Genomic DNA, 24438 nt, shown 5'->3' on the forward strand with positions numbered 1-24438 from the left:
TTTCTTCAAAAACTTACGAATCCTGATTCAGGCGCTTTTCAGAATCTTTTCGTTGCCAGGGGAATTTTCCTTCAATTTCAAGCTCAATAGATAAACTCAGGAAGGTCCTTATAAGTACAATTACTCCCAGGGCCAATACCCTGTTCATGGTGGGCTCGGTTACACGGTTGCGATAATATCCCCGGCAACAAGTATTTCCAGGCCAAGAAGGATACCTTTCCCCAGTTCCTGCCGAAGCAACCTGTACGAGCGTTGCCCTCCCTTTTGTAAGGAAAAGACAAATTTTCCCAATGCCAGTACTGTTCCCACGATTATAGAAATTATACCTGCAGCCTCAATAACTTTAGCAGTGTACTCAATATAAAGTTCTATATCATCCATAAAATAAATTTCAGCAAACTGAAGTTAAAAATTAAATGCAGGAATAGCCAATTTATTCGCTGGATAATTTCTGATATACACCATTGGTCCAGCCAAAACCATCCTGCGTGGGATATTCCCCACCACCACTTTTCCTGGTAAGATCTTCCACATTATATTTTTCCAGCATCTTATAGGTGCGGCCGTAAACGGCTTTATTTATTTCTAACCAACCAGTTTTAATTTTACTGGCAAGGCCGTTTTTGTTATAGTTTCGCAGTCCTTTTATGGTAATCCATTGCAAAGGAGCCCAGCCATTGGGTGCATCCCATTGCTGGCCGGTATGGTAAGGCGTAGTGACCACTCCTCCTGGCTTTAAAAACTCCTGTTCTACTTTGCCGGCAACTTTGGAAGCCTGCTCTGCAGTGGCAATTTCAAAAAATAAAGGATAAATTCCGGCCAGGGAAAGTACCTCGGTGTTTTTATGTCTGCGGAAGTTATAATCCATAAAAAATCCATCTTCTTTATTCCAGAAGTATTTCAGGATTAGAGCTTTTCGCCGCGCCGCCTTTTTTCTGAAATTTTCTGCTTCCGAAGAATTGCCGTTAATCCCATAGGCCTGTGCAATTGTTTTTTCCAGGTTATAAAGAAGCGAATTCAAATCTACGGGAAGAATTTTTGTGGTATGGATAGTATAGAGGTTAAAATTTCCCGCAGCATCCCTGTCCATCCACCGGCTGGAGAAATCCCAACCCGATTCTGCCCCGGCACGCAGGTTCCTATACACTTCTTCCTTTGTAAGATCTGGAAATTTAGCCACCGCTTCTTTTGCGGTTTTTACATCTTCACGGTAACTCTCCGGCCTTGGCTCTGGTTTATCATCCCAGTACCGATTCAAAAGATCACCTTCAGCTATAAGCACCACCCGCCTGTGTGCGGGATTGGATGCAGAAAGATCTGATGCACCGGCCATCCAGAATTCATATTCCCTTTTCATTTCCTCAAGATATTCCACATACACCTCCTCTCCTTCCTCTTCAGCTAAAACCTTTACCATCATTGCGAAAAATGGTGGCTGCGATCTGCCAAGGTAATAGGTGCGGTTCCCATTAGGAACAAAACCATAAGTGTTAATAAGAAAAGCAAAATTATCGACCATATTCCTAATGGTTCCCACCTCTTTATCCTGCTGCAACCCTAACATTGTAAAATAACTGTCCCAGTAATATATTTCACGAAAACGCCCACCGGGAACTATATATGAATTGGGCAAAGGAATTAGGGTTCCGGAAATTTCATCATCTGCAGGTCTCTTCAGCACTTCCCAAAGTTTTCTGATATGAGTGTTTATAGAGGAAGAATCTGTTTTATAAACAATTGCGCCGGTAACGGGAATATCAAAATTCCGCTTTACAAAAGCAGAAACCGATGCCGGGGTTTTATTTTGCAAATTTTCATATTCCTGCCTAATTTCCCTTACCTCTTTTAATGGCTGGGCATCCACAAAGGTCTTACTATCGGGAAATATTTCTTTATTCTGAACGTCATAAAACAAACCTCCATATAACTCTTCCGGTGGCAGGATGGTAGCTGAATTCTTTTCTACCGTATTAACTGAAGAACAAGCTGTGAGAAATGTGAGAAAAAAACAGGTAATATAGGCTGGGTTTCTTTTGTTTTTCATGAAAAAGGACTGTATTAATGGCTTTAATTATAAAATATTCCCTTTCTTCCGAATTTACCAATATTTCACCAGAAGTATCTTTAAATTTGCCCAAAAATTAAATTAATTGATACTCAATGGAAATCCTTTCTTATTCTCCTGAATATGCTGAAGATTTTAAAAATCTAAACCTGGAATGGCTTAAGAAATATTTTTGGGTAGAACCACATGACGAGGAAGTTTTGGGCCACCCGGACAAATATATTATAGCTCCCGGCGGAACTATCTTTTTTGTAAAAGATGAACATAAAATTGTTGCAACCGTAGCCTTCATGAAAATGGAGGAAGGTGTATATGAACTCACGAAAATGGCGGTAACACCTGTTTACCAGGGCAAAAAGCTTGGGCAGAAACTAATGGAGCATGGGCTGAAATTTGCCAAAAATGAAGGCTGGGACCAACTTATTATCTATTCTAACCGAAAGCTGGAAAACGCAATTTACATCTATAAAAAGTACGGCTTTAAAGAGATTCCCATAGAGGAAAACAATCCCTATGCGCGAGGCGACATTAAAATGAAGCTGAACCTTTCTTAAATCTTTATTAAACTAAATCTGCTTCAATTTGAGGTTATGTAACTTTATAGTTTAATTCGCTGTTTTTAAATGAATAACATCAAAGTTCAACCACAAGCTGCCGGAAAATTATAACCGGGGGCATAAAAGTAATCTGAATGAAAAAGATAATTACACTATTTAGCTTTGCAGCAATTCTGGCTGGCTGCAAGAATGAAGGAAACAAAGAAATGGAGGCAGAAAATACTGAAGTTAACGAAACTGCCGGGATGGAGCAGGAATCGGATACTGCCTTTGTAGACATTGAGCCAATTTCCCACGCCACAGCGGTTTTCCATTGGGGAGACGATGTATTTTATACCGATCCTGTTGGTGGGGCAGAAGCTTTTTCCGAAGCCGAAACTCCTGATTTTGTTTTAATCACCGATATCCACAGTGACCATATGGATGCGGAAACCTTACAGGCACTGGAACTGGATAGCATAAAGATTATTGTTCCGCAGGCCGTGAAAGACCAGTTGCCGGCTGAAATGAGCGAACAACTTCTTGTTATGGATAACGGCGAAACCATCGAACATATGGGCTATAGCATTACGGCTATCCCCATGTACAATTTACCCGAATCTGAAGATGCCATGCATGTGAAAGGCCGCGGGAATGGTTATGTTCTCGAGAAAAACGGAAAAAGCTTATATATCTCCGGGGATACCGAAGATACTCCTGAAATGCGAAACCTTGAAAATATAGATGTGGCCCTCGTGTCCATGAACCTGCCATACACCATGCCGGTAGACCAGGCTGCAGATGGGGTATTGGCCTTTGCTCCAAAAAAGGTATATCCTTATCACTACAGGGGCCAGGACGGACTTGCGGACGTGGATAAGTTTAAAGAGCTGGTAAATGAGCAAAATAAAGATATTGAAGTAGTCCTCCTGGACTGGTATCCGGATATGGCACCGGCGGGAGAAAATCAGTAATCTCCACCGCATTCTTCTGAAATAAAAAAAGCTGTCCGTTGATTGCGGGCAGCTTTTTTAATGCTTTTATGTTTCCTGATTGCAAATGACGATGAAGTGTTGGACTATTTTTTACCGGCAATTTTATTTTCTCCAGATTTGTCCAGCGGGGTTTCAGTTTTTCTATAGTTTAAGCGCATATTAAGGTAGTACCTTATTGCTTCATCCTCACAATTTTTGGTTAAGATCACCAGTTCATTCTTCTTATTAATGGTAAAAGTCGTGCTTGTGGCAACAGCTTCCTCTAATTCGAACGTATAATCTTTTACAAGCTGTTCTAATTCCAATTTCACCATTTGTCGATCATTCTTCGGGTCTACGCTCATTGCGGTTGCACTGCAAATGCTAAAAACAAGAGCGAACATCAATAAAACCGGATTTTTCATAATAAATAATTAAGAGGTTATATTATAAAGACAGCTTAACAATTTGATTGTTACAATATTACACCAGTAATTTCTTTTTTTAACAGTTTTAAATGCAGCAGCAAATAGCTACACCTCTCCTATTACTGAAACAAAAAAAGCTGCCCAACCGGACAGCTTTTTGCTTATAATAAAATTTTCTTCTTTTTTACCTTAGGAAAGTACTTCCTGTACCTTGTCAGCCGCTTCCTGGAATTCCACAGCACTGTGTACACCAAGTCCGCTTTCATCAATCAGTTTTTTGGCAACATCGGCATTTGTTCCCTGTAACCTTACAATAATTGGAACATTAATAGCGTCACCCATATTCTTATAGGCATCTACAATCCCCTGTGCCACACGGTCACAACGTACAATTCCTCCAAAGATATTTACAAGGATTGCTTCTACCTTCTCATCTTTCAGGATAAGGCGGAAAGCCTCTTCCACTCTCTTGGCATCTGCAGTACCTCCAACATCCAGGAAGTTGGCAGGTTCTCCCCCGGCTTGTTTAATAAGGTCCATTGTTGCCATGGCAAGCCCGGCACCATTTACCATACATCCAACATTCCCGTCAAGGTCAACATAGTTAAGGCCAACTCTTTTAGCTTCAACTTCAGTTGGGTTTTCTTCACGAATATCACGCATTTCAGCATAATCCTTATGGCGGAAAAGCGCATTATCATCTAAAGTTACCTTGGCATCCACAGCCATAATTTTATCATCACTGGTTTTAAGAACCGGGTTGATCTCAAAAAGAGAAGAATCAGATTTTTCAAATGCCTTGTATAGGGACATTACAAATTTTACCATTTCCTTAAATCCTGTTCCGCTAAGGCCAAGATTAAAAGCTATACGACGTGCCTGGAATGGCAACAATCCTACGGTTGGATCTATTTCTTCCGTAAAAATAAGATGAGGAGTTTCATCGGCCACAGTTTCAATATCCATCCCGCCTTCAGTAGAATACATGATCATATTTCTACCGGTGGCACGGTTTAACAATACAGACATGTAATATTCTTCTGGCTCGTTATCTCCAGGATAATAAACATCTTCAGCAACCAGTACCTGATGTACTTTTTTTCCTTCAGCAGTTGTCTGAGGAGTAACAAGGTTCATCCCAATAATATTCCCTGCAATTTCTTCAACCTCCTTCAGGTTCTTGGCAAGTTTCACACCGCCACCTTTACCACGTCCACCTGCATGCACCTGTGCTTTAATCACATGCCAGCCAGTCCCGGTTTGTTCGGTTAATTCTTTTGCAGCATTTACTGCCTCTTGTGCATTATGGGCTACGATACCTCTCTGGATACGCACTCCAAAGTTGTTTAGTATCTCTTTTCCTTGATATTCATGTATGTTCATAATCAGGTATTTCTTCTGTATTATTTATGCGGAACAAAAGTAACAAATACAATACTACTGTACCAATCTTTTTTGATTAAGTACGGCGCCAGTTGCAGATTTTATCTGCTTTTGCTGAAAAGGAAGTCTATTTCCCACCGGGCTGGCAGCTAAAAGGTTATCGTAGATTTTTAGTTGTAATTGCCTCAAACGGTGAATTCTGCTGTATTTTTGCCTTTTAATTTTTGAGAGATGAACAAAGCATTAATCGCATTAGCCATAGGAGGATTTGGAATTGGAATGACGGAATTCGTGATTATGGGAATTCTTCCAGAAATAGCTACCGCCCTGGAGATTACTATCCCGCAGGCGGGGCATTTTATTTCGGCTTACGCCCTTGGTGTGGTGGTGGGGGCGCCACTGCTAACAGGAATTGGCTCCAAGTGGCCTGCACATAAGGTATTGCTGTTTCTTATGCTCTGGTTTACGGTTTTCAACACGCTTTCTGCTTTTGCCAATTCTTACACCCTGCTCTTAATTTCCCGTTTCCTTTCTGGCTTGCCTCATGGGGCTTTCTTTGGGATTGGAGCCGTGGTGGCCGGGCAACTGGCAAAACCTGGTAAATCTGCCAAAGCCATCGCCACTATGTTTACAGGATTAACCGTTGCCAATGTTTTAGGAGTACCTTTTGGCACCTATCTGGGGCAAAACTTTAGCTGGAATGTTTCCTTTATAGCCGTTGGAGTGGTGGGTATTTTGGCGATACTGAGTATAAAATTCTGGATGCCTGAACTCTCCCGGCCTTCCTCCAACGGAATTGTAAAAGATTTAAAAGTGCTAAAAAAACTGGAGCTGTGGATGGTTATTTTACTCACCACCATTGGTACGGGAGGCTTTTTTGCCTGGTACAGTTATATCGCCCCGCTTATTACTGAAGTTGCCGGCCATCCTGAAGACGTGGTGAGCTACGCCATGATCCTGGCGGGAGTCGGTATGGTGGTTGGAAATCTGATAGGCGCTAAACTCGCCGAAAAATTCAGCCCAATATATTCTGTTTTGATTTCTCTTGTGCTAATGGTAATCGCGTTAATTGCCAATACTTACCTGGCTTCAGATAAAATGGGCGTACTTGTAATGACATTCATTATCGCCACAGTGGCTTTTAGCCTCTCCACTCCTATTCAAATGGCGGTGATCAATTCCGCAAAGGGATCAGAAATGTTGGGCTCTTCCCTTAACCAGAGCGCCTTTAACATGGGAAATGCCTCCGGCGCATACCTGGCAGGATTGCCTATTGCCTATGGCTACGGCTATACCTCGGCAGATTGGGTTGGCGCAGCTATGGCAGGTGCCGGTATTTTTATAGCGCTTGGGGTGATAAGAATTAGAAAGCAGAATGCACAAAAATTTGAATTGCGATCTGAACCGGCTTCGTAAAAATAACAATTTGTATAAATACGTTATTTTTGAAATTCAGCTTTGTAATTAATTGAAAATCTCCTGTATTTTTGCCACCTAATATTTCAGAATAGATGAACAATCAAGACCTGCTTAAAGTAGCCGAAGAATTTGGAAGTCCGGTATATGTATATGATGCCGAAAAAATAATTTCCCAGTATCAAAGATTAACCAGCGCTTTTAATGTTGAAAAGTTGCGTATTCATTACGCGGTAAAGGCGCTTTCGAATATTTCCATTCTTAAACTACTGAATTCCCTTGGCTGCGGCCTGGACACCGTTTCTATACAGGAAGTGAAACTTGGGTTAGAAGCAGGCGTAGATCCTTCGAACATTATTTATACACCCAATGGCGTTTCCCTTGAAGAAATTGAAGAAGTGATGCAACTGGGAGCACAAATTAACATAGATAACCTTTCTATTTTAGAACAATTTGGAACCAAACATCCTGAAACTCCCGTTTGTATAAGGATCAATCCGCATGTGATGGCGGGTGGAAATTCTAAGATTTCAGTAGGGCATATTGATTCCAAATTTGGCATTTCCATCCACCAGATGCCGCATTTGCAGCGAATTGTTCAAAATACCGGCATGAATATTAACGGTATCCACATGCATACCGGGAGTGATATTCTTGATATTGGCGTTTTTCTTTATGCTTCTGAAATTCTTTTTGATGCCGCGAAGCATTTTAAAGATCTTGAATTCATAGATTTTGGCAGCGGGTTTAAAGTACCTTATAAAGAAGGGGATATAGAAACAGATATTGAAGACCTTGGCCAACAGCTTACCAGCAGGTTTGAAAAATTCTGTAAGGAATACGGCCGCGAACTTACACTGGCTTTTGAACCAGGAAAATATTTAGTGAGCGAAGCTGGCAAATTTCTTGCGAAAGTGAATGTTATCAAGCAAACTACTTCTACTGTTTTCGCCGGAATTGACACTGGGTTCAACCATCTTATCCGTCCAATGTTTTACGGATCTCATCATGAAATTACCAATATTTCCAATCCCGATGCCAAGGCACGTTTTTACTCTGTGGTGGGATATATTTGCGAAACCGATACATTCGCCAGCAACAGGAGGATTTCTGAAATTACTGAAGGAGATATTCTTGCCTTCAGCAATGCCGGCGCCTATTGTTTCTCTATGGCCAGCAATTTTAATTCCCGTTACCGCCCTGCTGAAGTTTTATGGTATAAAGGAGAAGCCCATCTTATTAGGAAAAGGGAAACTTTTGAAGATCTTTTAAAACACCAGGTGCCGGTAGACTTGAGTGTGGAAAGCTTTTAAAATAAATATCAGATTAGCTTTTTCATTTTTGTAAGGAGTTATTACATGAGATATTTATCTTGAAAATATTTCTTCGGAATCCCCCATAAGCCTGGCTTTTTTAATAAAATCATAACCATTTCTGTGGCTTTAATTCGGTATATTAAAAGAAAATACCGAAACATGGACTATAAGCTTAATAAGCCGGAAGATCTTGAAGAAAATATAAGCAGGATAGCTTCAGAAGAAATTGATTTCTGCATCTCTTCCATTAAAAATTCCAATTTGCATGAAGCCGTTCATGAAATAAGGAAAAGTCTGAAAAAATTACGTGCGCTTGCCCGTCTTTTTCGGGATGAATTAGGTGAAAAGAAATATAAGGAGATCAACATCTTTTTTCGTGATTTAGGCCAGGAATTATCTCCCATCAGGGACCTTACCGCACACATGGAAACCATTGGGATTTTGCAGGAACGCTACGGTGATCACATCTACGTTAAGTTTTTCAATAGCGTTGTTCAGGAACTGGAAAAAGAGCGGGATGAACTGGAAAAAAAGCTTCGGGAAAAAAATTTCTTTTCAGAATATATTCTGCAACAGTTTGAAAATGCGCAGGAAAATTTTACCCAGTGGCCGGTAAAATCTGCAGATCTTGCCGTGGTGCTTCCCGGCCTTCAATTAACATATGAACGCGGAAGAGACGCGTTGGAAGATGCTTATGCCGAACCTGATGCCGCCAATTTCCATGAATGGCGAAAAAGGGCAAAATATCTCTGGCACCAAATCCAGTTACTGGAAGACCTTTGGCCAAAGTTTTTTCAAACCTGGGCAGAAGAAGTGCATACGCTCGCTAATTATCTGGGAGATGATCATGATCTAATGATTTTAAATGAAAAGCTAAAATCGCAGGATTTCCAGCTGAAAGATGAAAAGCAAATGGAAATGCTGCATGCTTTAATTAAAGAATATAGCGAATATTTACGTGCAGAGGCAGAATTACAGGGCGGGCTTGTGTATGCCGAAAAGCCGAAAGCTATAAAAAAACGAATGCTTAAATACATAAGGACTAACTGGAATTAAATTTTTCCTGAGATTGCTTCGGCCTGCCGGCCTCGCAATGCAAGAAAAGCAGCCATCGGCAAAAATAACAGGAAGCATGACTATCGATACCACTGTAAAAGGAAATGGCGCTGCTAATAATGACCCTATGCTAAGAAAACCTTATGAAAAAAAGTCATTTATACTTTGTCGCCATTGTGCCTGACGCTCAACTTGAAGAAAAAATCAGGAACCTAAAGCTTGAAATTAAGGAGAAATATAATTCGGCGAAGGCCTTAAAATTACCTGCCCATGTTACGCTTCAGATTCCCTTTAAAATAAAGGAAGAAGACGAGGCGAGCCTGTTGGAAGCGCTTCAAAAAATTACAGACAATAAAAAGGCTTTTAAAGTACAATTATCAGGGTTTGGCAGGTTTTCCACCCGTACGATTTTCATCAATGTTACTAACCCTGAGCCAGTTGCTTTGCTACATGAGAAAATACAGGAAGTACTGGAGGAAAGTTTCGGTTTGGGAGAACGTGAAAAAATCCGCAATATTCACCCGCATATTACTATAGCTACACGAGACCTCAACAGGCTGAACTTCCAAAAGGCATGGCCGCAATTCGAAAAAAGAAATTTTCAAGACACTTTTAACGCTGAGGGGTTTGTACTTTTTAAGCATAATGGAAGAAACTGGGAGATTCTCCAGAAGTTTAACTTCCCATACTAAAAGACAAAAAGCTCCTGCAGCTACCGGAATTTTGTAGCTTTACAATTAACATTATTCAATTTAGTCCATAATTCAGGAAAAATGAAAAAAATTATTTTCGGCCTTAGTGCTTTCGCTTTACTTTGCTGCTTTGTTCCTACAGTACAAGCCCAGGAACATCAATTTTATCAGCTAAAAATATATAGTCTTAAAACCGAAGAACAGGTACAAAGAACTGATGCTTTTTTAGAAAAAGCCTATTTACCTGCCCTGGCCGAACTCGGTATTGATAAAGTTGGTGTATTCAAACCAAAAGAGGAAAGTAAAATCGACAGTTTAAAGCATATTTATGTACTTCTCCCATTTAGTTCACTTGAGCAGTGGGAAAATCTGGAGACAAACCTGAATAAAAATCAAAATTACAGGCAGAGAGGGAGTGACTTCTTAAAATCTTCAGCAGATAATTCGCCTTATTCAAGGTTTCAGTCTATTCTTTTAAAGGCTTTCCAGGATCATCCGGTTATTCAAATGCCTTCTTTGGATGTGCCACGAAAGGAACGCGTTTACGAACTGAGAAGTTACCAGTCCCCCACCGGAAAATTTTTCAGGAACAAATTAAAAATGTTCAATGAAGGCGGAGAAGTAAGATTGTTTGATGAACTTGGCTTTAACGCGGTTTTTTATGGCGAGGTGATCTCTGGTCCGGAAATGCCGAATTTGATGTATATGACCACATTTGCCGACCAGGAAAGCAGGGATAAACACTGGGAGGCATTTTCCAGTGCTCTCGCCTGGAAAGCTTTAAGTGCCAAAGAAGAATATGCCGATAATGTTTCGCATATTGATATCACTTTTCTTTACCCAACCGATTATTCAGCATATTAATTTAAAAAATGCAAGAAACTTTTGCCCAGGATGAGGATTTTGAACAGCTAAATTACAGTAGCAATACTTTAAAAAAAGAGTATGAAAACTGCCATTTTAAAAACTGTAATTTTTCTAATGTATTATTGCCGGGAACTGTTTTTTCTGAATGCACTTTCCAGGACTGCGATTTTAGTACGGCGCAGTTACAGAAAACCGCTATAAGAGATTGCAGGTTTATCAATTGCAAAATGCTGGGGCTTCGCTTTGAAGAATGTGAAACCTTTTTGCTATCCTTCAGCTTTGAAAGCTGTGACCTTAGCTTTTCTTCTTTTTATCAATTAAAAATACCAAAGACCAGTTTCAAGAATTGTAAAATGGCGCAGGTGGAATTTTCCCGGGCAGATTGTTCCGGCTCAGATTTTTATGGAGTGGATTTTTCCAATGCCAGCTTTGGAAATACGAATTTAGAAAAAGCAGATTTCAGAAGCGCTTCCAGTTTTGCCATAGACCCGGAACAAAACCGCCTGGCTGGCGCAAAATTTTCCCAGGAAAACCTTTCAGGATTATTAACTAAATATAAACTTAAAGTTTATTGATTGTAGCATTTGCCTCTTTATTTTTACCGTTTGTGTTAGAAAGTCTAATATAACATGATTAACATTGTTGCCGTCTTTTCAGCAAAATTCCTGCTGAGCAACAAATTTTGAATACTTGTGAGCCAAAAAGTAAAACTAAAAAAAACCGAAGTCCTTTCTAACAGATGGGCACTGTTAAACGAAGTAACCTACGAATACCAAACCAGCCGGGGAGAATGGCAAACCCAGAACCGGGAAGCTTACGACCGCGGAGACGGCGCATGTATCCTGCTTTACAACAAATCCACCAAAAAAGTAATTCTCACCAGGCAGTTCAGGCTGCCCACCTACCTTAACAACAATCCCGGCGGAATGATGATAGAAGCCTGCGCCGGACTTTTGGACAAGGATTATCCCGAGGCCTGTATTATAAAAGAAACTGAGGAAGAAACCGGTTATCGCATTCCCAGGGCCAAAAAAATATTTGATTCTTACATGTCACCGGGCTCGGTTACAGAAATTATCCATTTTTTTGTCGGGGAATATTCTGAAGAAATGAAGGTGAGCGAAGGTGGCGGACTGCCCGAAGAACAGGAAGATATTGAAGTATTGGAAATGGATTTTGAAGAGGCATACTCCAAAATAGAAAAAGGGGAAATAAAGGATGGAAAAACTATCATGCTACTGCAGTACATGAAAATCCATAATCTTATCGCTAAATAAGTACAGAACAGCTTCTATGATGCTGCTTTAACTAAATCTTAAAGAAAAGAGGAAGGCAACTTTTGTATCTTCATGAAAAATACACCCAATGGTAAAAGCTAAGAACCTTCTTCTTTACATCACTTTAATTATACTTGGAACGTATTTTCTTTTTTCAGGACTTATAAAAGCCCAGTCATTTTTAGGGCCTTTTGTTACTGCCATTATTCTTGCCTTGCTTGTATTTCCCTTATCTGGGTGGATGGAGCAAAAAATTAGCCGAAGTGCTGCCTCGCTTATAAATGCGTTTTTCCTCTTCCTGGTTTCGCTGGCTTTTTTGGGCCTTCTCTCCTACCAGCTGGAAAGTTTTGTTGAAAAATGGCCAAAGATCAAAGAAACCATGAAACCTAAGATTGAACAGGTTAAGCAATTCGCTGTAAACAACACTCCTCTTAATGAAAGTGACCTGCAACTTTCCAGTAAAAAAAATGGTTCGGGAATGATTCCGGCAGTAAGCAGTTCTGGCCAGGTCCCGCAGAAAAAAGCGGCTACATTGTTATCAACAATTTCCGGAGCAGTAGGCAACTTTTTACTAACCTTTATTTATGTTTTCTTTCTGCTGAATTACAGGCGAAAATTTAAAAATTTCCTGTTACGCGTTTTCCCTGATGAAAAGCGGGATAAGGTCAACTCGGTTATTATCAAATCTGCCAAAGTAGCGCCTAAGTACCTTGTGGGGCGCCTGGTGCTAATCGCATTCCTGGCAATTCTTTACGCCATTGGATTGGGCATTTCGGGAGTGAATAATTTTATTCTGGTAAGTATAGTGGCGGCAATCCTGAGCCTTATCCCTTACCTGGGCAATATTATAGGTTTAGCCATGGCCATGGCCTTTGGTTATCTTACTTCGGGTGAAATTGGTGTTTTGGTAGGAATAATAATAACCTTTTCTGTAGCACAGTTCCTGGAAAGTTACGTGCTGGAACCTTACGTAGTTGGGGACCGTGTAGACCTTCATCCTTTTGTGGTAATTCTTGCAGTGGTAATTGGGAACCTGGTTTGGGGAATAATAGGGATGATCCTGGCCATCCCGGTAGTGGGGATCCTCACAGTGATTTTGTTACATATTGAAGCCCTGAAACCTTATGGCATCCTCCTGAGTAAAAGAAAATTTTCCAAAGACTAACCTGGTTAAAATTCCTTCCTGCCAGCTCTTTTCCTTCAATTGCGTAACTTGGGACCACTTTAGGATTCAGGAGAAAAAAGGAATGAACAGTAAAAAACAGGAAGCCATAAAAGCTACCTATTTCAGCATAATAGGCAATGCTTTGTTGGCTATTATTAAAGGAGTTACCGGTGTTTTCGGAAATTCTTATGCACTAATTGCAGATGCCATAGAATCTACCACCGATGTTTTTTCTTCCGGCCTGGTTTTATTTGGCATTCGCTATTCCACCAAGCCTGCAGATGAGAATCATCCCTACGGCCATGGAAAGGCAGAACCTTTAATCACCTTTGCCGTAGTGGGATTTTTACTTATTTCTGCCACGGTCATTGCCTACGAAAGTATTGTGAATATCCAGACGCCTCATAAAGTACCGGAAAAATATACGCTGATTGTGCTTGGAGCCATTGTTATTACCAAAGAACTTTTTTATCGTTTTGTTTCTAAAAAGGGAGACGAAACAAAAAGTACTTCTTTAAAAGCCGATGCCTGGCACCACCGCAGCGATGCCATTACTTCCCTTATGGCATTTATAGGTATTTCTATTGCCATTTTTATGGGCAAAGGCTATGAAACCGCCGATGACTGGGCGGCGTTACTGGCTTCAGGTTTTATTGTATATAATGCGTACCTCATCTTTAGGCCGGCACTCAGCGAAATAATGGATGAGCATGTGTATGACGATTTTATTGAAGAAATAAAAGGTATTTCCCACAACGTACCCGGGGTTGTAGGTATTGAAAAGTGTTTTGTGAGAAAAGCTGGTTTATTTTTCCATGTAGATCTACATCTTATTGTAAAAGGGGATATTACGGTAACCCAGGGCCATGACATTGCCCATACGCTGAAGAATGAATTACAGGAAAATTTCCCTGAAATTAACGATGTTCTTATTCATGTAGAACCAGATGACCCTTTCAGAAAAATCTCCTGAAAAGCTGTTTTTTTATTCTCTTCAGAATTATATTTTCAGCTTTTCAAAAAGGCTAACAGAATTTTACCAGAGTATTAAGACAGGATTTTCCAGATCTTTGATAGATTAAGTTTTTAATAAACCAGGGCCAAATTCTTTTTATGAAAAGAATGGCTTAAAATAAGCTATTATGAAGAAAATGCTGAAATTTACATTACTTATAATGCTACCTCTCCTCACCCTTAGCTGTAGTGATGATGATGACAATTTGAGTGATGAGCTCATCTATTACGATTTGATGATAAGTAATGATACCGAAAATGACATCATTATTTACCTGAATGCTACTTCAGACACCCGTGGTTTTGTGAACAACGGCAATATTGCTGCCGGGGAAAATCTACTTGTAACAGATCTGGAAGCCGATGTACTATACGAAATTCGTGCTGTGAATGCCGGTGGTGAACTCGAAGATTTCTTCATTGAAATGCAATTTGAAAATGACAATGAAGAGCAACAGAGCATAAGCATTGAAAATTAAATAAAATTATAATTTTAATGAATAAAGTAAATTTACAAGAGAAATTCAACAAGTTTCACGATCACTGGCATCCCAGGATAGCAGGTGAATTAAACGGGCAACAGGTGAAACTGGCCAAATTTAAAGGAGATTTTATCTGGCATAAACACGAGGAAGAAGACGAAATGTTCTTTGTGGTAAAAGGTTCTTTCAGGATGGAATTCCGCGATAAAACAGTAGAGGTCAAAGAAAATGAATTTTTGATTGTACCCAAAGGCGTTGAGCACAGGCCATCTGCAGAGGAAGAGGTTCATGTAATGCTCTTTGAACCTGCCAACACCCTGCATACCGGGGATCAAAATCAGAGCTTTCGCGGGATGACCAGGAATTTATATAATACTAATATAAAGCTTTTCGCTAAAATTTTTAACAGGGTTAATTTTTTCAGTTAATTCCGAGACAAAAATTCCAATCCCTTCCTTAATTATTTTTCATCCTCTTTTGAGTTTCTTATGTTTGGAAAATTAGATAAAAATCAAAATTAAAGATATGTTTAAATCAGGAAAAATTAAAGGTCTTTTAATGGCTATGTGCATGCTGTTTACTATAGGAGCTTTTGCACAAACACAGCCAATGCCGCAACAACAGAAGGTTGAAGTAGATGTGGATGATAGCGAACTCGCTAATTTTGCAGAGGCCTATCAGGAGATAAGAATGATCAACCAACAGGCCCAGCAAAAAATGATGGCCGTGGTAAAAGACGAAGGGCTGGAAATCCAGCAGTTCAATAAGATGTACCAGGCTTCTATGAATCCTAATACCGAAATGGAAGCTACAGCAGAGCAGAAAGAAAAATATGAATCTGCCGTAGAGACCATCGAAGGAATGCAGGGGCAATTTCAGGATCAAATGGAAAATGCCATTTCAGAAAAAGGTTTCACCATGGAAAGATATGAGAAACTGGCCATGGCTTTGCAAACCGATCAGGAAATGCAACAGAGACTACAGGAAATGCTGAGTGGACAGTAGGTTTCAGAAGAAAATAAAGAAATAGGATGAGCCGTCTAATATTGAATTAGGCGGCTTTTTTGATAGATACTTTTTGCTTGCAGATTTTTTTTTGATAAAAAAGAATTAATTTCCTCATAATCTTTTATTTATACCTACCTTTGCCTGAATTTAATTTTTATATAATGAATAAAGGTACTGTCAAATTCTTTAACGATACAAAAGGATTTGGATTTATTAAAGAAGAAGGAACAAGCAAAGAATACTTTGTACATGCTAACGGACTGATTGATGAAATCAGGGAAAATGACGAAGTGGTTTTTGATTTGGAAGAAGGAAGAAAAGGGTTGAATGCGGTGAATGTCAAACAGGCATAATTCCTATTTTATACTATATTCTAAGCCTTACATTGTAAGGCTTTTTTTATGCGCTAATTTTAATGGCTTAATAAAATTTCCCGGATTTTTATATTCAATTTAACTTAGCAGCTTTCACCAGCTTTGCCATTATCCTTAAATTTAGGAGCAACGCAAATCGCTAATTTAAATCATAAGAATTGAACCTGGCCCAAAGAATATACTTTTCCACATTCTCAATATTTTTTCTTTTATCTATCCAAGCATTTTCCCAACCTATGAACCAAAAAGACAGTCTTGAATTCAATAATAAAATTGTACCGGACGCTATTTGGAGAGAGGCTTACGTTGCCCTTTCCCATTATCCTGAATTAAAGAACACACCTATAGAATTCCGCTTTAAGAAGAATATTAAAAAATCCTTTATGCAGGCCCAGCCAAAAGTAGGCGATTTTTTAAAATCTAAAGGCAATCGTTCTTATTATGTAAATATGAGCGAGCGTTTCAATATTGAAGGAGAAGAATTTGATCTTACCAACGTTCCTTCAGATGTGCTTATTGGATGGATAGGTCATGAACTGGGCCATATTATGGACTATAAAGACCGGAGTGCCCTGGGAATGTTCTGGTTTGGAATTAAATATATTACCTCGAAAAGATATTTAAAGGAAGCGGAAAGGGTTGCTGATACTTATGCCGTAAATCACGGGCTTGGAGAATATATAATCGCAACGAAGGATTTTATTCTCAATCAGTCTGATCTTTCTGAAAAATATAAGAACCGTATTAAATCCCTCTATCTTTCCCAGGAGGAAATAATAGACCTGGTTGAGGAACTAAAGTAGTTTAACCTAACTGCTTTTTGACAAATTCTTCCCATTCGGCGAATTTTTCCTCGTTCATCACTTTTTCCATTTTCACCTGTCCGCCCTTCTTTTTATTGGCGCCACTCCATTCGGGAAACAATTCCGGTGGGACTTTAGTCACCTTCACTCCTTTTAAGGCTTTAGAACGTGCCACTTTATAATTCTTATTTGCATCTTTCAGCACTTCATCCAGGGCATTGGCCAGTTTTTCATCCTCAATATCCGCATCGGTCCCCAGGTACCAGGAATGGTAGAATTCCCCATCTATGCGGACTGCCGCAAGGGTAAATTCAGGAATTTTAATATCGAACTTCTCTTCCAGGTCTTTAACCGCATCATTCATTTTATTTACTGAAAGCTGCGAGCCCACCACATTTAAGAAGAATTTTGTCCTTCCGGTAATCCTAATTTCATGTTTCTCTACATCGGTGAACTTAATGGTATCGCCAATAACATATCTCCATGCCCCGGCAACGGTACTTATAAGCAATACATAGTCTTCTTCCTCCTTTACTTCAGAAAGAGAAATCACGGGAGCGTCATCTTTAATTGAACCATCTTGATTTATATATTCCGGTTTAAAAGGAACAAATTCAAAATAGACCCCATTATCCAGGATAAGTTTCATGGAGTTCGTATCCGGACGGTCCTGAAGCGCCAAGAAACCTTCTGAAGCCAGGTAAGTATCTATTACCTTAACCGGATGCTCCAGCAGGGCATTAAAACTTTTCTCATAAGGCTCAAAAGCCACGCCGCCAGAAGCGTACACTTTAAAATTGGGCCAGATCTCATGAATATTCTTAAGGCCGTGATATTCTATAATTTTCTTCAACATGAGTTCTGTCCAGGAAGGAATCCCGCTAATTGCCCCTATATCCCAGTCTTTAGCGGTTTCTGCAATTTTCTGAACCCGTTCATCCCATTCATCGATGCTGGCAATTTCCTCACCAGGTTTGTAATATCCCCTAAACCAGAAGGGAATATTGCTGGCGCTAATGCCGCTAATCTCTCCTTCTTTATGATCTCCTTCATCATGCAAATCTGTAGAACTGCCCAGCATCATTATTTCCTTCTCAAAGAAATCCGGCGGCAGGTCATAATTACTAAGGGCGCTTACCTGCTTTATCCCGGCGTTTCTTATGGATTCCACCATCTCCTGGGTAACCGGAATTCTTTTACTGGACTTCCCGGTAGTACCGGAGCTTAGCGCAAAATAAGGTGGTTTCCCAGGCCAGGTAACATCTTCCTGCCCTTCATGCAGCCTGCTCCACCATTCATTATTCAGCTTGTTATAGTCAAAGTAGGGCACTTTTTCAGCAAAAGCCTGTTCTATATTATCAGCTTCGAGGATTCCTGCAAAATTGTAAAATTTCCCGAAGGCAGTATCTTTTGCTTTCTTCAGCAATTTAACAAGTTCTTCCCGCTGTGCTTTTTGAGCATCAGGTTCAGAAACCAGATTGTCCCTGAGATCGATCAGGCTTTTTATTATAGAACCCATTATGGCCATAGCAGTCTACTTTTAATGATTTACTTCCGAAAATATCTAAAAGCGCATAAAGTGTCATCATATAGATCTTCAATTATAAAAGTTTTAACTAATCGATCTACAGCAACATTTTTTTACTAGCCCATAGCATTGAAAAGCTTAATAAAAATATTAAACAAAGCCTAAAAGTTTTATAGTATCTTAAAAATTAGCAAATTTTATCTTTATTTTGTTCCTGGAAAGGTTTTTCCTTTCTGGATAAACCCAATTTATCTATAAAATTAACCTACATGATTAAAGAAAACCCTACACTTGGAGGAAGGTACAAAATGGTATCTTATGAAGAAGCTTCACCGGCAGTAAAAGAAATCTACGACGACACTAAAAAGACACTGCAACTACCATTTGTCCTTAACTGGTTTAAATGCCAGGGCGATAATGCCACCCTTCTTAACGGCAACTGGGGCAAACTAAAAAGTACTTTAATGGAAGGCGAAGTTCCAAACGTACTTAAACAACTTATTATTTACAACGTTTCTAAAAAGAGAGGCTGCCAGTACTGCTCCCACGCCCACGGTATTTTTGCAGACAGCATGAGTTCCATGATTTCTGATGAGGAAGGCTTTAAGGCTACTGAGAATATTGATTCCCCGTCTATGCCGGTAAGTTATCGCACAGCCGTAAACGTGGTAACAAAAGCAGCTCTTAATCATGATGAAATTTCTGATGAAGATTTCCAGGAACTTCAGGATACGGGTTTTTCAGAAAGGGAAATCCAGGAACTTATGGCACAGGCAGATCTTGTGAACATGCTTAATACCATAGCCGATGTTTCCGGGATCAAGATAGATAACGAACTGCTGGAAACTATAGAATAATTTTTCCAGAGCTTGAATGGCCTCTATAAATAATAACGTTGCCCAGCATTACCGCATTACCTATGAGGCTTATTCAAAATTCGCCAATGGGATAAACCGCTGCGGGACGATTTCTGAAGTAATCGAAGACTTAAGGCTGCATCTTAAATACCTGCTGAATTTCCATGCGATCAGGATGCTGCTTCAGCAGGAAGATAAGTTTTTGTTCCTTTCAATTTTTAGAAATGACATTTCCTGCCGGTCTGTTCAGCAGGAATCGGTTTTGCGATATGAACAGCAACTATTAAAAGACGGTGTTCCCATAAAAACACCTGTTATTCCGAAGGAAATTCTAAGAAAGGATTTTCCTGCTGAAAATTTACAGAACCCTGAACTATGGGCATGGTCATTTCAGAAAAATGAGAGAAAGGTGCTGGTTTCCCTGGTTGCCGATGAACAAATGCCATTTGCCTACGGAGATGTTGAAATATTGAAAATGGTAACAGATTGCCTGGAAGCGAAATTCCAGGAAATCTATTTGAAAAATCAGCTTGCTGAAAAAAATGCTTCCCTGGGCGATGCTTATAAAACCATTAAAGAGCAGAATGGCAGGATTAGGGAAATTGTGGAAAACCAAAAAGAAATAATTGAAGAACGTACCCGCGAGATAGTTCAGAAAAATGAAAAATTACTACACATTTCTGCCCTTAACGCGCATAATGTGAAAGAACCCCTGTCCAGGATACAGGGGATTATTCAACTGCTCGAAGTTTTTGATGATAAAGCCTGTAGAGAGGAATTATTCCCAAAGTTGGTAACTTCAGTAGAAGAAATGGATGTGGTACTGAAAGAAGTAATTGAAATGGCTTCCCAGGAATTGGTGAAGCTGAAAGCTGAAAAAATATGAGCCCTATTTATCTAATTGACGATCAGCCTATAGCAAATTTTATAACCAAAAAATTATTGCAGATTGAAGGTTATGATCAAAATGTACAGGATTTCACAAATCCTGTTGAAGCCTTTAATGTGATAAAAGAAGAAGAAAAAGACGTCCTCATATTTTTAGACCTTAATATGCCGGAAATGAGTGGCTGGGATTTTCTGGACAAAATGAAAACTATGGGTCTTGCACACAGGACCATTATCTTAACTTCAAGCACCAGCGAACTCGACCACGAAAAAGCCAGGGAATATCCCTGGGTAATCGACTACGTGGTGAAGCCGTTAAATAAAGATAAGTTCATAGAGCTGGCCATGCATTTAAACCAGTCACAGGTTTAAAAAAATGCAGATAAAACCAGATCATAAAGCGCTTCTTGAACTCGCGCACGCGAAAATGTACTTTGGAAAATATAAAGATTACTATCTTTCTGACATTCCCGAATATTACCTGGTATGGTATAAACAAAAAGGATTTCCCGAAGGAAAGCTCGGCCAGCAGATGCAACAGGTGTATGAGCTGAAGCTAAATGGCATGGAAGGCATCCTTCGAAAAATAAGAAAAAACTACCCGTGTTAGGCTGTAATTTCAGCTTCCTCAATTCTTAAAAAAGTCTAAAATATTAGCGCCATATCTTGTACTCTTTTTCTTTTCTTATTTGTAATTTAGCGCCCTGAATAAAAAGAACGCAACAAATACTTCCAAAATGGCCGAAACCAAGTATATTTTTGTTACCGGCGGCGTATCTTCTTCTTTGGGAAAGGGGATTATTGCAGCTTCCTTGGCGAAACTTTTACAGGCGCGTGGCTTTAAAACCACTATTCAGAAACTGGATCCTTATATAAATGTTGACCCGGGAACTCTCAATCCTTACGAACATGGAGAATGTTACGTAACCGATGATGGCGCCGAAACAGATCTTGACCTTGGGCATTATGAACGCTTTTTAAATGTAAAAACTTCCCAGGCCAACAACGTGACTACCGGAAGAATTTACCAAAGCGTAATAGAAAAAGAACGCCGTGGCGAATTTCTTGGTAAAACCGTGCAGGTTGTTCCGCATATCACCAATGAAATCAAAGAACGAATTCAGATTCTTGGCAATAACGGGGATTACGATATCGTGATTACTGAAATTGGCGGTACCGTGGGCGACATTGAATCTTTGCCATATATAGAAGCGGTACGACAGCTTAAATGGGAGTTGGGAGACGATAATGCCCTGGTAATCCACCTTACTTTAGTGCCATTTCTATCTGCCGCGGGAGAACTTAAAACAAAACCCACACAGCACAGCGTAAAAACACTAATGGAAAGCGGGATAAAGGCCGATATCCTGGTATGCCGTACCGAACATGAACTTTCTGACGACATTAGGCGAAAACTGGCCATTTTTTGCAATGTAAGGCAGGAAGCGGTAATACAGTCTATAGATGCCGATACCATTTATGATGTGCCTAATATGATGCTGAAGGAAGGCCTGGACACCGTAACCCTGAAAAAGCTCAATTTGCCCGATGACTCCACTCCAAACCTGGAACACTGGAATAAATTTCTTGCCCGCCATAAAAATCCAAAAGCCGAAGTGCGTATAGGGCTAATCGGGAAGTATGTGGAGCTTCAGGATTCCTATAAATCCATCCTGGAGTCTTTTATTCATGCGGGAGCAGAGAACGAGGTAATGGTAAAGGTGGAAAGCATCCATTCTGAATTTATTAATGAAAACACTATTCAGCATAAAATTTCACACCTGGACGGGATACTTGTTGCCCCGGGATTTGGAGAACGTGGCATTGAAGGTAAGATAGACGCGGTAAGATTTGCACGGGAAAACAAACTTCCGTTTTTAGGAATTTGCCTGGGGATGCAAATGGCGGTAATAGAATTTGCCAGGAATGTACTACAACTTAATAAAGCCAACTCTACCGAGATGGATGCCCATACCAAACATCCTGTAATTGATATTATGGAAGAACAGAAGGACATTACTCACATGGGTGGTACTATGCGTCTTGGTGCCTGGGACTGTGATCTCGTGGAAGGATCCATAATTAAAGATGTTTACGGAAAAGATGAAATTAAAGAGAGGCACCGCCACCGTTATGAGTACAACAACAAATACCGGGAACAATTTGAAAAAGCCGGGATGGCAGCAACAGGGATAAATCCGGAGACCGGTCTTGTTGAAGTAATCGAGCTTAAAGAACACCCTTGGTTTGTAGGCGTACAATACCATCCTGAATATAAAAGTACCGTGGCAAGCCCCCATCCGTTATTTGTGGCATTTGTAAAAGCCGCACACGAACATTCAAAAACGAAAAGTGCCAAGTTGGCACAAAAATCATAATTGGTCATTTTTTTGACTAAAGCCAAGCTATAGCAATTTAGAATGGAAGAAAAGAAAATAGATATTCAATCCATAATTGGATTTTTACTGATTGGTGGAATCCTTTTGTGGATGTTGTACAACAATTCTGCGGAAGAAGCCCAAATTGAAGAAAAACAGGAATCGGAACAGGTTGAAGTAAATCAAGCGCAAAACGCACCTGCTCCTGAAGAAGAAGAAGAAATTACCTATACGGGGCAGGATTCCACAGCCCTGGCAGCAGCACAGCAGCGTTTAGGTGCTTTTGGGTATTCTGCAACTCTACCGTCGGCCACTCAAAACACCACCACCATTTCCAATGATGTGCTCGAAATAAAAGTGGATAATAAAGGTGGATATATTTCTGAAGCCAGGTTAAAGAATTTTAAAACTTTCGATTCTATTCCCGTTTATCTTATTAAAGATGGGAATGCTTCGTTTAACCTGAATTTCACAACCAGGGATGGCCGTACCCTGAATACCGAAAACCTCTATTTTGAACCGGAACTTTCCAAAAGCGGGGGAAATCAGGTGTTGTCTATGAAATTAAAGGTTTCAGCAGACGAATATCTGGAATACCGTTATGTGCTTCAGCCTGATGATTATATGATGGGCTTCAGCATAAGGTCACAGGGATTAGATGATGTTTTTGACAGTAATCAGAATATTAACCTTGACTGGAAAATAAAAGGTTACCGCCATTCCAAAAGCATCACCTACGAGAACCGCTATACGCAGCTTAACTACGGGTACGATGGCGATAATGACGGAGATCTTGGTCGTGGTTCCCTGGAAGAAGATGAAGAAGAAGATGTTTCCTGGGTGGCTTATAAACAACACTTTTTTACTTCTATTCTCTTAACCGATACACCTTTTGAAACCGCAAACTTCCGCTCAGAAAATCTTGTGGAAGATGAAGAAGTAGATACCCTTTACACTAAAGCTTTTGCTACCAGTGTTCCGCTGGAACTTCAGGGCGGCGAGCTCACTTATAACATGAACTGGTATTACGGGCCAACAGATTATAAGATCCTTGATGATTACGGCAGGAACCTGGATGAAATTGTACCCCTTGGCTGGGGAATCTTTGGGTGGATAAACAGGTATATTTTTATTCCTTTTTTCGCCTTTTTAAGCAGCTTCTTACCAAGTTACGGGCTGGCCATTATTGTAATGACCATAGTGGTGCGGATTATCCTCTCCCCCGTTACTTATAAATCTTACCTGTCTCAGGCTAAAATGCGGATCCTGCGCCCCGAGATAAACGAGATAAACGAGAAGTACAAGGATAACCCAATGAAAAAGCAGCAGGAAACCATGAAGCTGTACAGCAAGGCCGGTGCCAGCCCTATGAGCGGTTGTTTACCCGCTCTGATGCAGATTCCCGTTTTCTACGCGCTCTTCCAGTTTTTCCCGAGTGCCATTCAGCTAAGGCAAAAAAGCTTTTTATGGGCAGATGATCTTTCCAGCTACGATGTGATTGCCAATTTACCTTTTCACATCCCATTTTATGGAGATCACGTGAGCCTCTTCCCTATCCTGGCTTCCATCGCTATATTTATTTATATGACGATGACTACGGGGCAGAATATGCAGGCAAGTCAGCAGCCGGGAATGCCTAATATGAAGTTTATCATGTACCTGTCGCCTTTATTAATGCTTTTCTTCTTTAATAATTATGCCAGCGGACTTTCCCTGTATTACTTCGTCTCCAACCTTATTACCATTGGTATTATGCTGGTAATTAAAAATGTGATTGTAGATGATGAAAAGGTTCATGCAAAGATCCAGGCAAACAAACAGAAGCCTAAAAAGCAAAACCGTTTTACCCGCAAAATGCAGGAAATGATGGAGCAGGCAGAGGAACAGCAAAAACGAGGCAAAAAATAAATAATTTTTAATCCTGTAAAGTG

28 protein-coding genes are annotated in these 24438 nt (G+C 40.0%); 22 read left to right on the top strand and 6 right to left on the bottom strand.

Annotated elements, in window-relative coordinates; genetic code table 11:
• Positions 1-13: 13 nt before the first annotated feature.
• The 3 genes from RM553_RS08665 to treA are packed head-to-tail and all read right to left on the bottom strand — an operon-like array spanning position 14 to position 2044.
• Entirely contained in the window at positions 14-148 is a 135-nt protein-coding gene (locus tag RM553_RS08665) for a DUF1622 domain-containing protein (protein ID WP_311534521.1), read from the bottom strand.
• A gap of 11 nt (positions 149-159) precedes the next feature.
• Complete coding sequence (locus tag RM553_RS08670) at positions 160-381, bottom strand: DUF1622 domain-containing protein (protein ID WP_311534522.1); 222 nt, start codon at positions 379-381, stop codon at positions 160-162.
• Positions 382-433: 52 nt separating this feature from the next.
• On the bottom strand, positions 434-2044 hold the full coding sequence (gene treA, locus RM553_RS08675; RefSeq protein WP_311534523.1) for an alpha,alpha-trehalase TreA: 1611 nt from the start codon (positions 2042-2044) through the stop codon (positions 434-436).
• Positions 2045-2160: 116 nt separating this feature from the next.
• On the opposite strand from treA, the gene RM553_RS08680 reads away from it, so the two are divergent.
• Positions 2161-2619 carry a GNAT family N-acetyltransferase gene (locus tag RM553_RS08680; protein WP_311534524.1) on the top strand — a complete coding sequence of 153 codons (459 nt, stop codon included), beginning with the start codon at positions 2161-2163 and terminating at the stop codon, positions 2617-2619.
• A 137-nt stretch (positions 2620-2756) separates the two neighbouring features.
• Entirely contained in the window at positions 2757-3575 is an 819-nt protein-coding gene (locus RM553_RS08685) for an MBL fold metallo-hydrolase (protein ID WP_311534525.1), read from the top strand.
• Between the two features lie 104 nt (positions 3576-3679).
• Here RM553_RS08685 and RM553_RS08690 read toward each other — a convergent pair whose 3' ends face one another.
• Both RM553_RS08690 and sucC read right to left on the bottom strand, forming a co-directional pair.
• A complete protein-coding gene (locus tag RM553_RS08690) occupies positions 3680-4000 on the bottom strand; it encodes a hypothetical protein (RefSeq protein WP_311534526.1) in 321 nt (106 codons plus the stop codon).
• A gap of 192 nt (positions 4001-4192) precedes the next feature.
• The gene (sucC, locus tag RM553_RS08695; RefSeq protein ID WP_311534527.1) at positions 4193-5386 is read right to left on the bottom strand and encodes an ADP-forming succinate--CoA ligase subunit beta; all 1194 of its coding nucleotides are present in this window, start codon (positions 5384-5386) and stop codon (positions 4193-4195) included.
• 231 nt (positions 5387-5617) lie between these two features.
• Here sucC and RM553_RS08700 point away from each other — a divergent pair, with 231 nt between their 5' ends.
• The 14 genes from RM553_RS08700 (at position 5618) to RM553_RS08765 (ending at position 16856) form a co-directional block, all read left to right on the top strand.
• Positions 5618-6802, top strand: a complete 1185-nt coding sequence (locus tag RM553_RS08700) for an MFS transporter (protein WP_311534528.1) — start codon at positions 5618-5620, stop codon at positions 6800-6802.
• A gap of 95 nt (positions 6803-6897) precedes the next feature.
• Positions 6898-8115 (top strand): diaminopimelate decarboxylase, encoded by a 1218-nt coding sequence (gene lysA / locus RM553_RS08705; RefSeq protein WP_311534529.1) that lies wholly within the window; start codon positions 6898-6900, stop codon positions 8113-8115.
• Between the two features lie 162 nt (positions 8116-8277).
• A complete protein-coding gene (locus RM553_RS08710; RefSeq protein ID WP_311534530.1) occupies positions 8278-9174 on the top strand; it encodes a CHAD domain-containing protein in 897 nt (298 codons plus the stop codon).
• Between the two features lie 143 nt (positions 9175-9317).
• Positions 9318-9866 (top strand): 2'-5' RNA ligase family protein, encoded by a 549-nt coding sequence (locus RM553_RS08715; RefSeq protein ID WP_311534531.1) that lies wholly within the window; start codon positions 9318-9320, stop codon positions 9864-9866.
• A gap of 81 nt (positions 9867-9947) precedes the next feature.
• The gene (locus RM553_RS08720; protein ID WP_311534532.1) at positions 9948-10730 is read left to right on the top strand and encodes an NIPSNAP family protein; all 783 of its coding nucleotides are present in this window, start codon (positions 9948-9950) and stop codon (positions 10728-10730) included.
• An 8-nt stretch (positions 10731-10738) separates the two neighbouring features.
• Positions 10739-11308 carry a pentapeptide repeat-containing protein gene (locus tag RM553_RS08725; protein ID WP_311534533.1) on the top strand — a complete coding sequence of 190 codons (570 nt, stop codon included), beginning with the start codon at positions 10739-10741 and terminating at the stop codon, positions 11306-11308.
• A gap of 117 nt (positions 11309-11425) precedes the next feature.
• A complete protein-coding gene (locus tag RM553_RS08730; protein WP_311534534.1) occupies positions 11426-12010 on the top strand; it encodes an NUDIX domain-containing protein in 585 nt (194 codons plus the stop codon).
• 88 nt (positions 12011-12098) lie between these two features.
• Entirely contained in the window at positions 12099-13175 is a 1077-nt protein-coding gene (locus RM553_RS08735) for an AI-2E family transporter (RefSeq protein ID WP_311534535.1), read from the top strand.
• An 82-nt stretch (positions 13176-13257) separates the two neighbouring features.
• Positions 13258-14148 carry a cation diffusion facilitator family transporter gene (locus tag RM553_RS08740; protein WP_311534536.1) on the top strand — a complete coding sequence of 297 codons (891 nt, stop codon included), beginning with the start codon at positions 13258-13260 and terminating at the stop codon, positions 14146-14148.
• 169 nt (positions 14149-14317) lie between these two features.
• Positions 14318-14668 carry a hypothetical protein gene (locus RM553_RS08745; RefSeq protein ID WP_311534537.1) on the top strand — a complete coding sequence of 117 codons (351 nt, stop codon included), beginning with the start codon at positions 14318-14320 and terminating at the stop codon, positions 14666-14668.
• Positions 14669-14685: 17 nt separating this feature from the next.
• Positions 14686-15099, top strand: a complete 414-nt coding sequence (locus RM553_RS08750) for a cupin domain-containing protein (RefSeq protein ID WP_311534538.1) — start codon at positions 14686-14688, stop codon at positions 15097-15099.
• Positions 15100-15196: 97 nt separating this feature from the next.
• Complete coding sequence (locus RM553_RS08755; protein ID WP_311534539.1) at positions 15197-15676, top strand: DUF4168 domain-containing protein; 480 nt, start codon at positions 15197-15199, stop codon at positions 15674-15676.
• 164 nt (positions 15677-15840) lie between these two features.
• A complete protein-coding gene (locus RM553_RS08760) occupies positions 15841-16032 on the top strand; it encodes a cold-shock protein (RefSeq protein WP_311534540.1) in 192 nt (63 codons plus the stop codon).
• A gap of 257 nt (positions 16033-16289) precedes the next feature.
• Positions 16290-16856, top strand: coding sequence for a hypothetical protein (locus tag RM553_RS08765; protein WP_311534541.1), 567 nt, complete (start codon positions 16290-16292; stop codon positions 16854-16856).
• A gap of 1 nt (position 16857) precedes the next feature.
• On the opposite strand, the gene RM553_RS08770 is transcribed toward RM553_RS08765, so the two are convergent.
• Complete coding sequence (locus RM553_RS08770) at positions 16858-18384, bottom strand: GH3 family acyl-acid amido synthetase (RefSeq protein WP_311534542.1); 1527 nt, start codon at positions 18382-18384, stop codon at positions 16858-16860.
• A gap of 269 nt (positions 18385-18653) precedes the next feature.
• Between RM553_RS08770 and RM553_RS08775 the strand changes: the two genes are divergently transcribed.
• The 6 genes from RM553_RS08775 to yidC all read left to right on the top strand — a co-directional run bounded on the left by RM553_RS08775 (position 18654) and on the right by yidC (position 24415).
• Positions 18654-19241, top strand: a complete 588-nt coding sequence (locus RM553_RS08775; RefSeq protein ID WP_311534543.1) for a carboxymuconolactone decarboxylase family protein — start codon at positions 18654-18656, stop codon at positions 19239-19241.
• A gap of 16 nt (positions 19242-19257) precedes the next feature.
• Positions 19258-20127 carry a phytochrome family protein gene (locus RM553_RS08780; protein ID WP_311534544.1) on the top strand — a complete coding sequence of 290 codons (870 nt, stop codon included), beginning with the start codon at positions 19258-19260 and terminating at the stop codon, positions 20125-20127.
• Positions 20124-20501 (top strand): response regulator, encoded by a 378-nt coding sequence (locus RM553_RS08785; RefSeq protein WP_311534545.1) that lies wholly within the window; start codon positions 20124-20126, stop codon positions 20499-20501. Before RM553_RS08780 ends, RM553_RS08785 begins: the two co-directional genes overlap by 4 nt.
• A gap of 4 nt (positions 20502-20505) precedes the next feature.
• The gene (locus RM553_RS08790) at positions 20506-20739 is read left to right on the top strand and encodes a DUF3820 family protein (RefSeq protein WP_311534546.1); all 234 of its coding nucleotides are present in this window, start codon (positions 20506-20508) and stop codon (positions 20737-20739) included.
• A gap of 127 nt (positions 20740-20866) precedes the next feature.
• On the top strand, positions 20867-22507 hold the full coding sequence (pyrG, locus tag RM553_RS08795; RefSeq protein ID WP_311534547.1) for a CTP synthase: 1641 nt from the start codon (positions 20867-20869) through the stop codon (positions 22505-22507).
• A gap of 42 nt (positions 22508-22549) precedes the next feature.
• The gene (gene yidC, locus RM553_RS08800; protein WP_311534548.1) at positions 22550-24415 is read left to right on the top strand and encodes a membrane protein insertase YidC; all 1866 of its coding nucleotides are present in this window, start codon (positions 22550-22552) and stop codon (positions 24413-24415) included.
• The last annotated feature ends 23 nt before the right edge of the window (positions 24416-24438 follow it).

This window comes from Autumnicola tepida, from assembly GCF_031846485.1.
Taxonomy (GTDB): domain Bacteria; phylum Bacteroidota; class Bacteroidia; order Flavobacteriales; family Flavobacteriaceae; genus Autumnicola; species Autumnicola tepida.

Coding starts and splice junctions, on each gene's coding strand:
- RM553_RS08790 (WP_311534546.1), top strand. CDS start 20,506: ATGCAGATAAAACCAGATCATAAAGCGCTTCTTGAACTCGCGCACGCG.
- RM553_RS08665 (WP_311534521.1), bottom strand. CDS start 148: ATGAACAGGGTATTGGCCCTGGGAGTAATTGTACTTATAAGGACCTTC.
- yidC (WP_311534548.1), top strand. CDS start 22,550: ATGGAAGAAAAGAAAATAGATATTCAATCCATAATTGGATTTTTACTG.
- RM553_RS08690 (WP_311534526.1), bottom strand. CDS start 4,000: ATGAAAAATCCGGTTTTATTGATGTTCGCTCTTGTTTTTAGCATTTGC.
- RM553_RS08750 (WP_311534538.1), top strand. CDS start 14,686: ATGAATAAAGTAAATTTACAAGAGAAATTCAACAAGTTTCACGATCAC.
- RM553_RS08775 (WP_311534543.1), top strand. CDS start 18,654: ATGATTAAAGAAAACCCTACACTTGGAGGAAGGTACAAAATGGTATCT.
- pyrG (WP_311534547.1), top strand. CDS start 20,867: ATGGCCGAAACCAAGTATATTTTTGTTACCGGCGGCGTATCTTCTTCT.
- RM553_RS08755 (WP_311534539.1), top strand. CDS start 15,197: ATGTTTAAATCAGGAAAAATTAAAGGTCTTTTAATGGCTATGTGCATG.
- treA (WP_311534523.1), bottom strand. CDS start 2,044: ATGAAAAACAAAAGAAACCCAGCCTATATTACCTGTTTTTTTCTCACA.
- RM553_RS08700 (WP_311534528.1), top strand. CDS start 5,618: ATGAACAAAGCATTAATCGCATTAGCCATAGGAGGATTTGGAATTGGA.
- RM553_RS08670 (WP_311534522.1), bottom strand. CDS start 381: ATGGATGATATAGAACTTTATATTGAGTACACTGCTAAAGTTATTGAG.
- RM553_RS08725 (WP_311534533.1), top strand. CDS start 10,739: ATGCAAGAAACTTTTGCCCAGGATGAGGATTTTGAACAGCTAAATTAC.
- RM553_RS08715 (WP_311534531.1), top strand. CDS start 9,318: ATGAAAAAAAGTCATTTATACTTTGTCGCCATTGTGCCTGACGCTCAA.
- RM553_RS08740 (WP_311534536.1), top strand. CDS start 13,258: ATGAACAGTAAAAAACAGGAAGCCATAAAAGCTACCTATTTCAGCATA.
- RM553_RS08785 (WP_311534545.1), top strand. CDS start 20,124: ATGAGCCCTATTTATCTAATTGACGATCAGCCTATAGCAAATTTTATA.
- RM553_RS08780 (WP_311534544.1), top strand. CDS start 19,258: ATGGCCTCTATAAATAATAACGTTGCCCAGCATTACCGCATTACCTAT.
- RM553_RS08720 (WP_311534532.1), top strand. CDS start 9,948: ATGAAAAAAATTATTTTCGGCCTTAGTGCTTTCGCTTTACTTTGCTGC.
- RM553_RS08770 (WP_311534542.1), bottom strand. CDS start 18,384: ATGGCCATAATGGGTTCTATAATAAAAAGCCTGATCGATCTCAGGGAC.
- RM553_RS08745 (WP_311534537.1), top strand. CDS start 14,318: ATGAAGAAAATGCTGAAATTTACATTACTTATAATGCTACCTCTCCTC.
- RM553_RS08710 (WP_311534530.1), top strand. CDS start 8,278: ATGGACTATAAGCTTAATAAGCCGGAAGATCTTGAAGAAAATATAAGC.
- RM553_RS08765 (WP_311534541.1), top strand. CDS start 16,290: ATGAACCAAAAAGACAGTCTTGAATTCAATAATAAAATTGTACCGGAC.
- lysA (WP_311534529.1), top strand. CDS start 6,898: ATGAACAATCAAGACCTGCTTAAAGTAGCCGAAGAATTTGGAAGTCCG.
- sucC (WP_311534527.1), bottom strand. CDS start 5,386: ATGAACATACATGAATATCAAGGAAAAGAGATACTAAACAACTTTGGA.
- RM553_RS08685 (WP_311534525.1), top strand. CDS start 2,757: ATGAAAAAGATAATTACACTATTTAGCTTTGCAGCAATTCTGGCTGGC.
- RM553_RS08680 (WP_311534524.1), top strand. CDS start 2,161: ATGGAAATCCTTTCTTATTCTCCTGAATATGCTGAAGATTTTAAAAAT.
- RM553_RS08760 (WP_311534540.1), top strand. CDS start 15,841: ATGAATAAAGGTACTGTCAAATTCTTTAACGATACAAAAGGATTTGGA.
- RM553_RS08735 (WP_311534535.1), top strand. CDS start 12,099: ATGGTAAAAGCTAAGAACCTTCTTCTTTACATCACTTTAATTATACTT.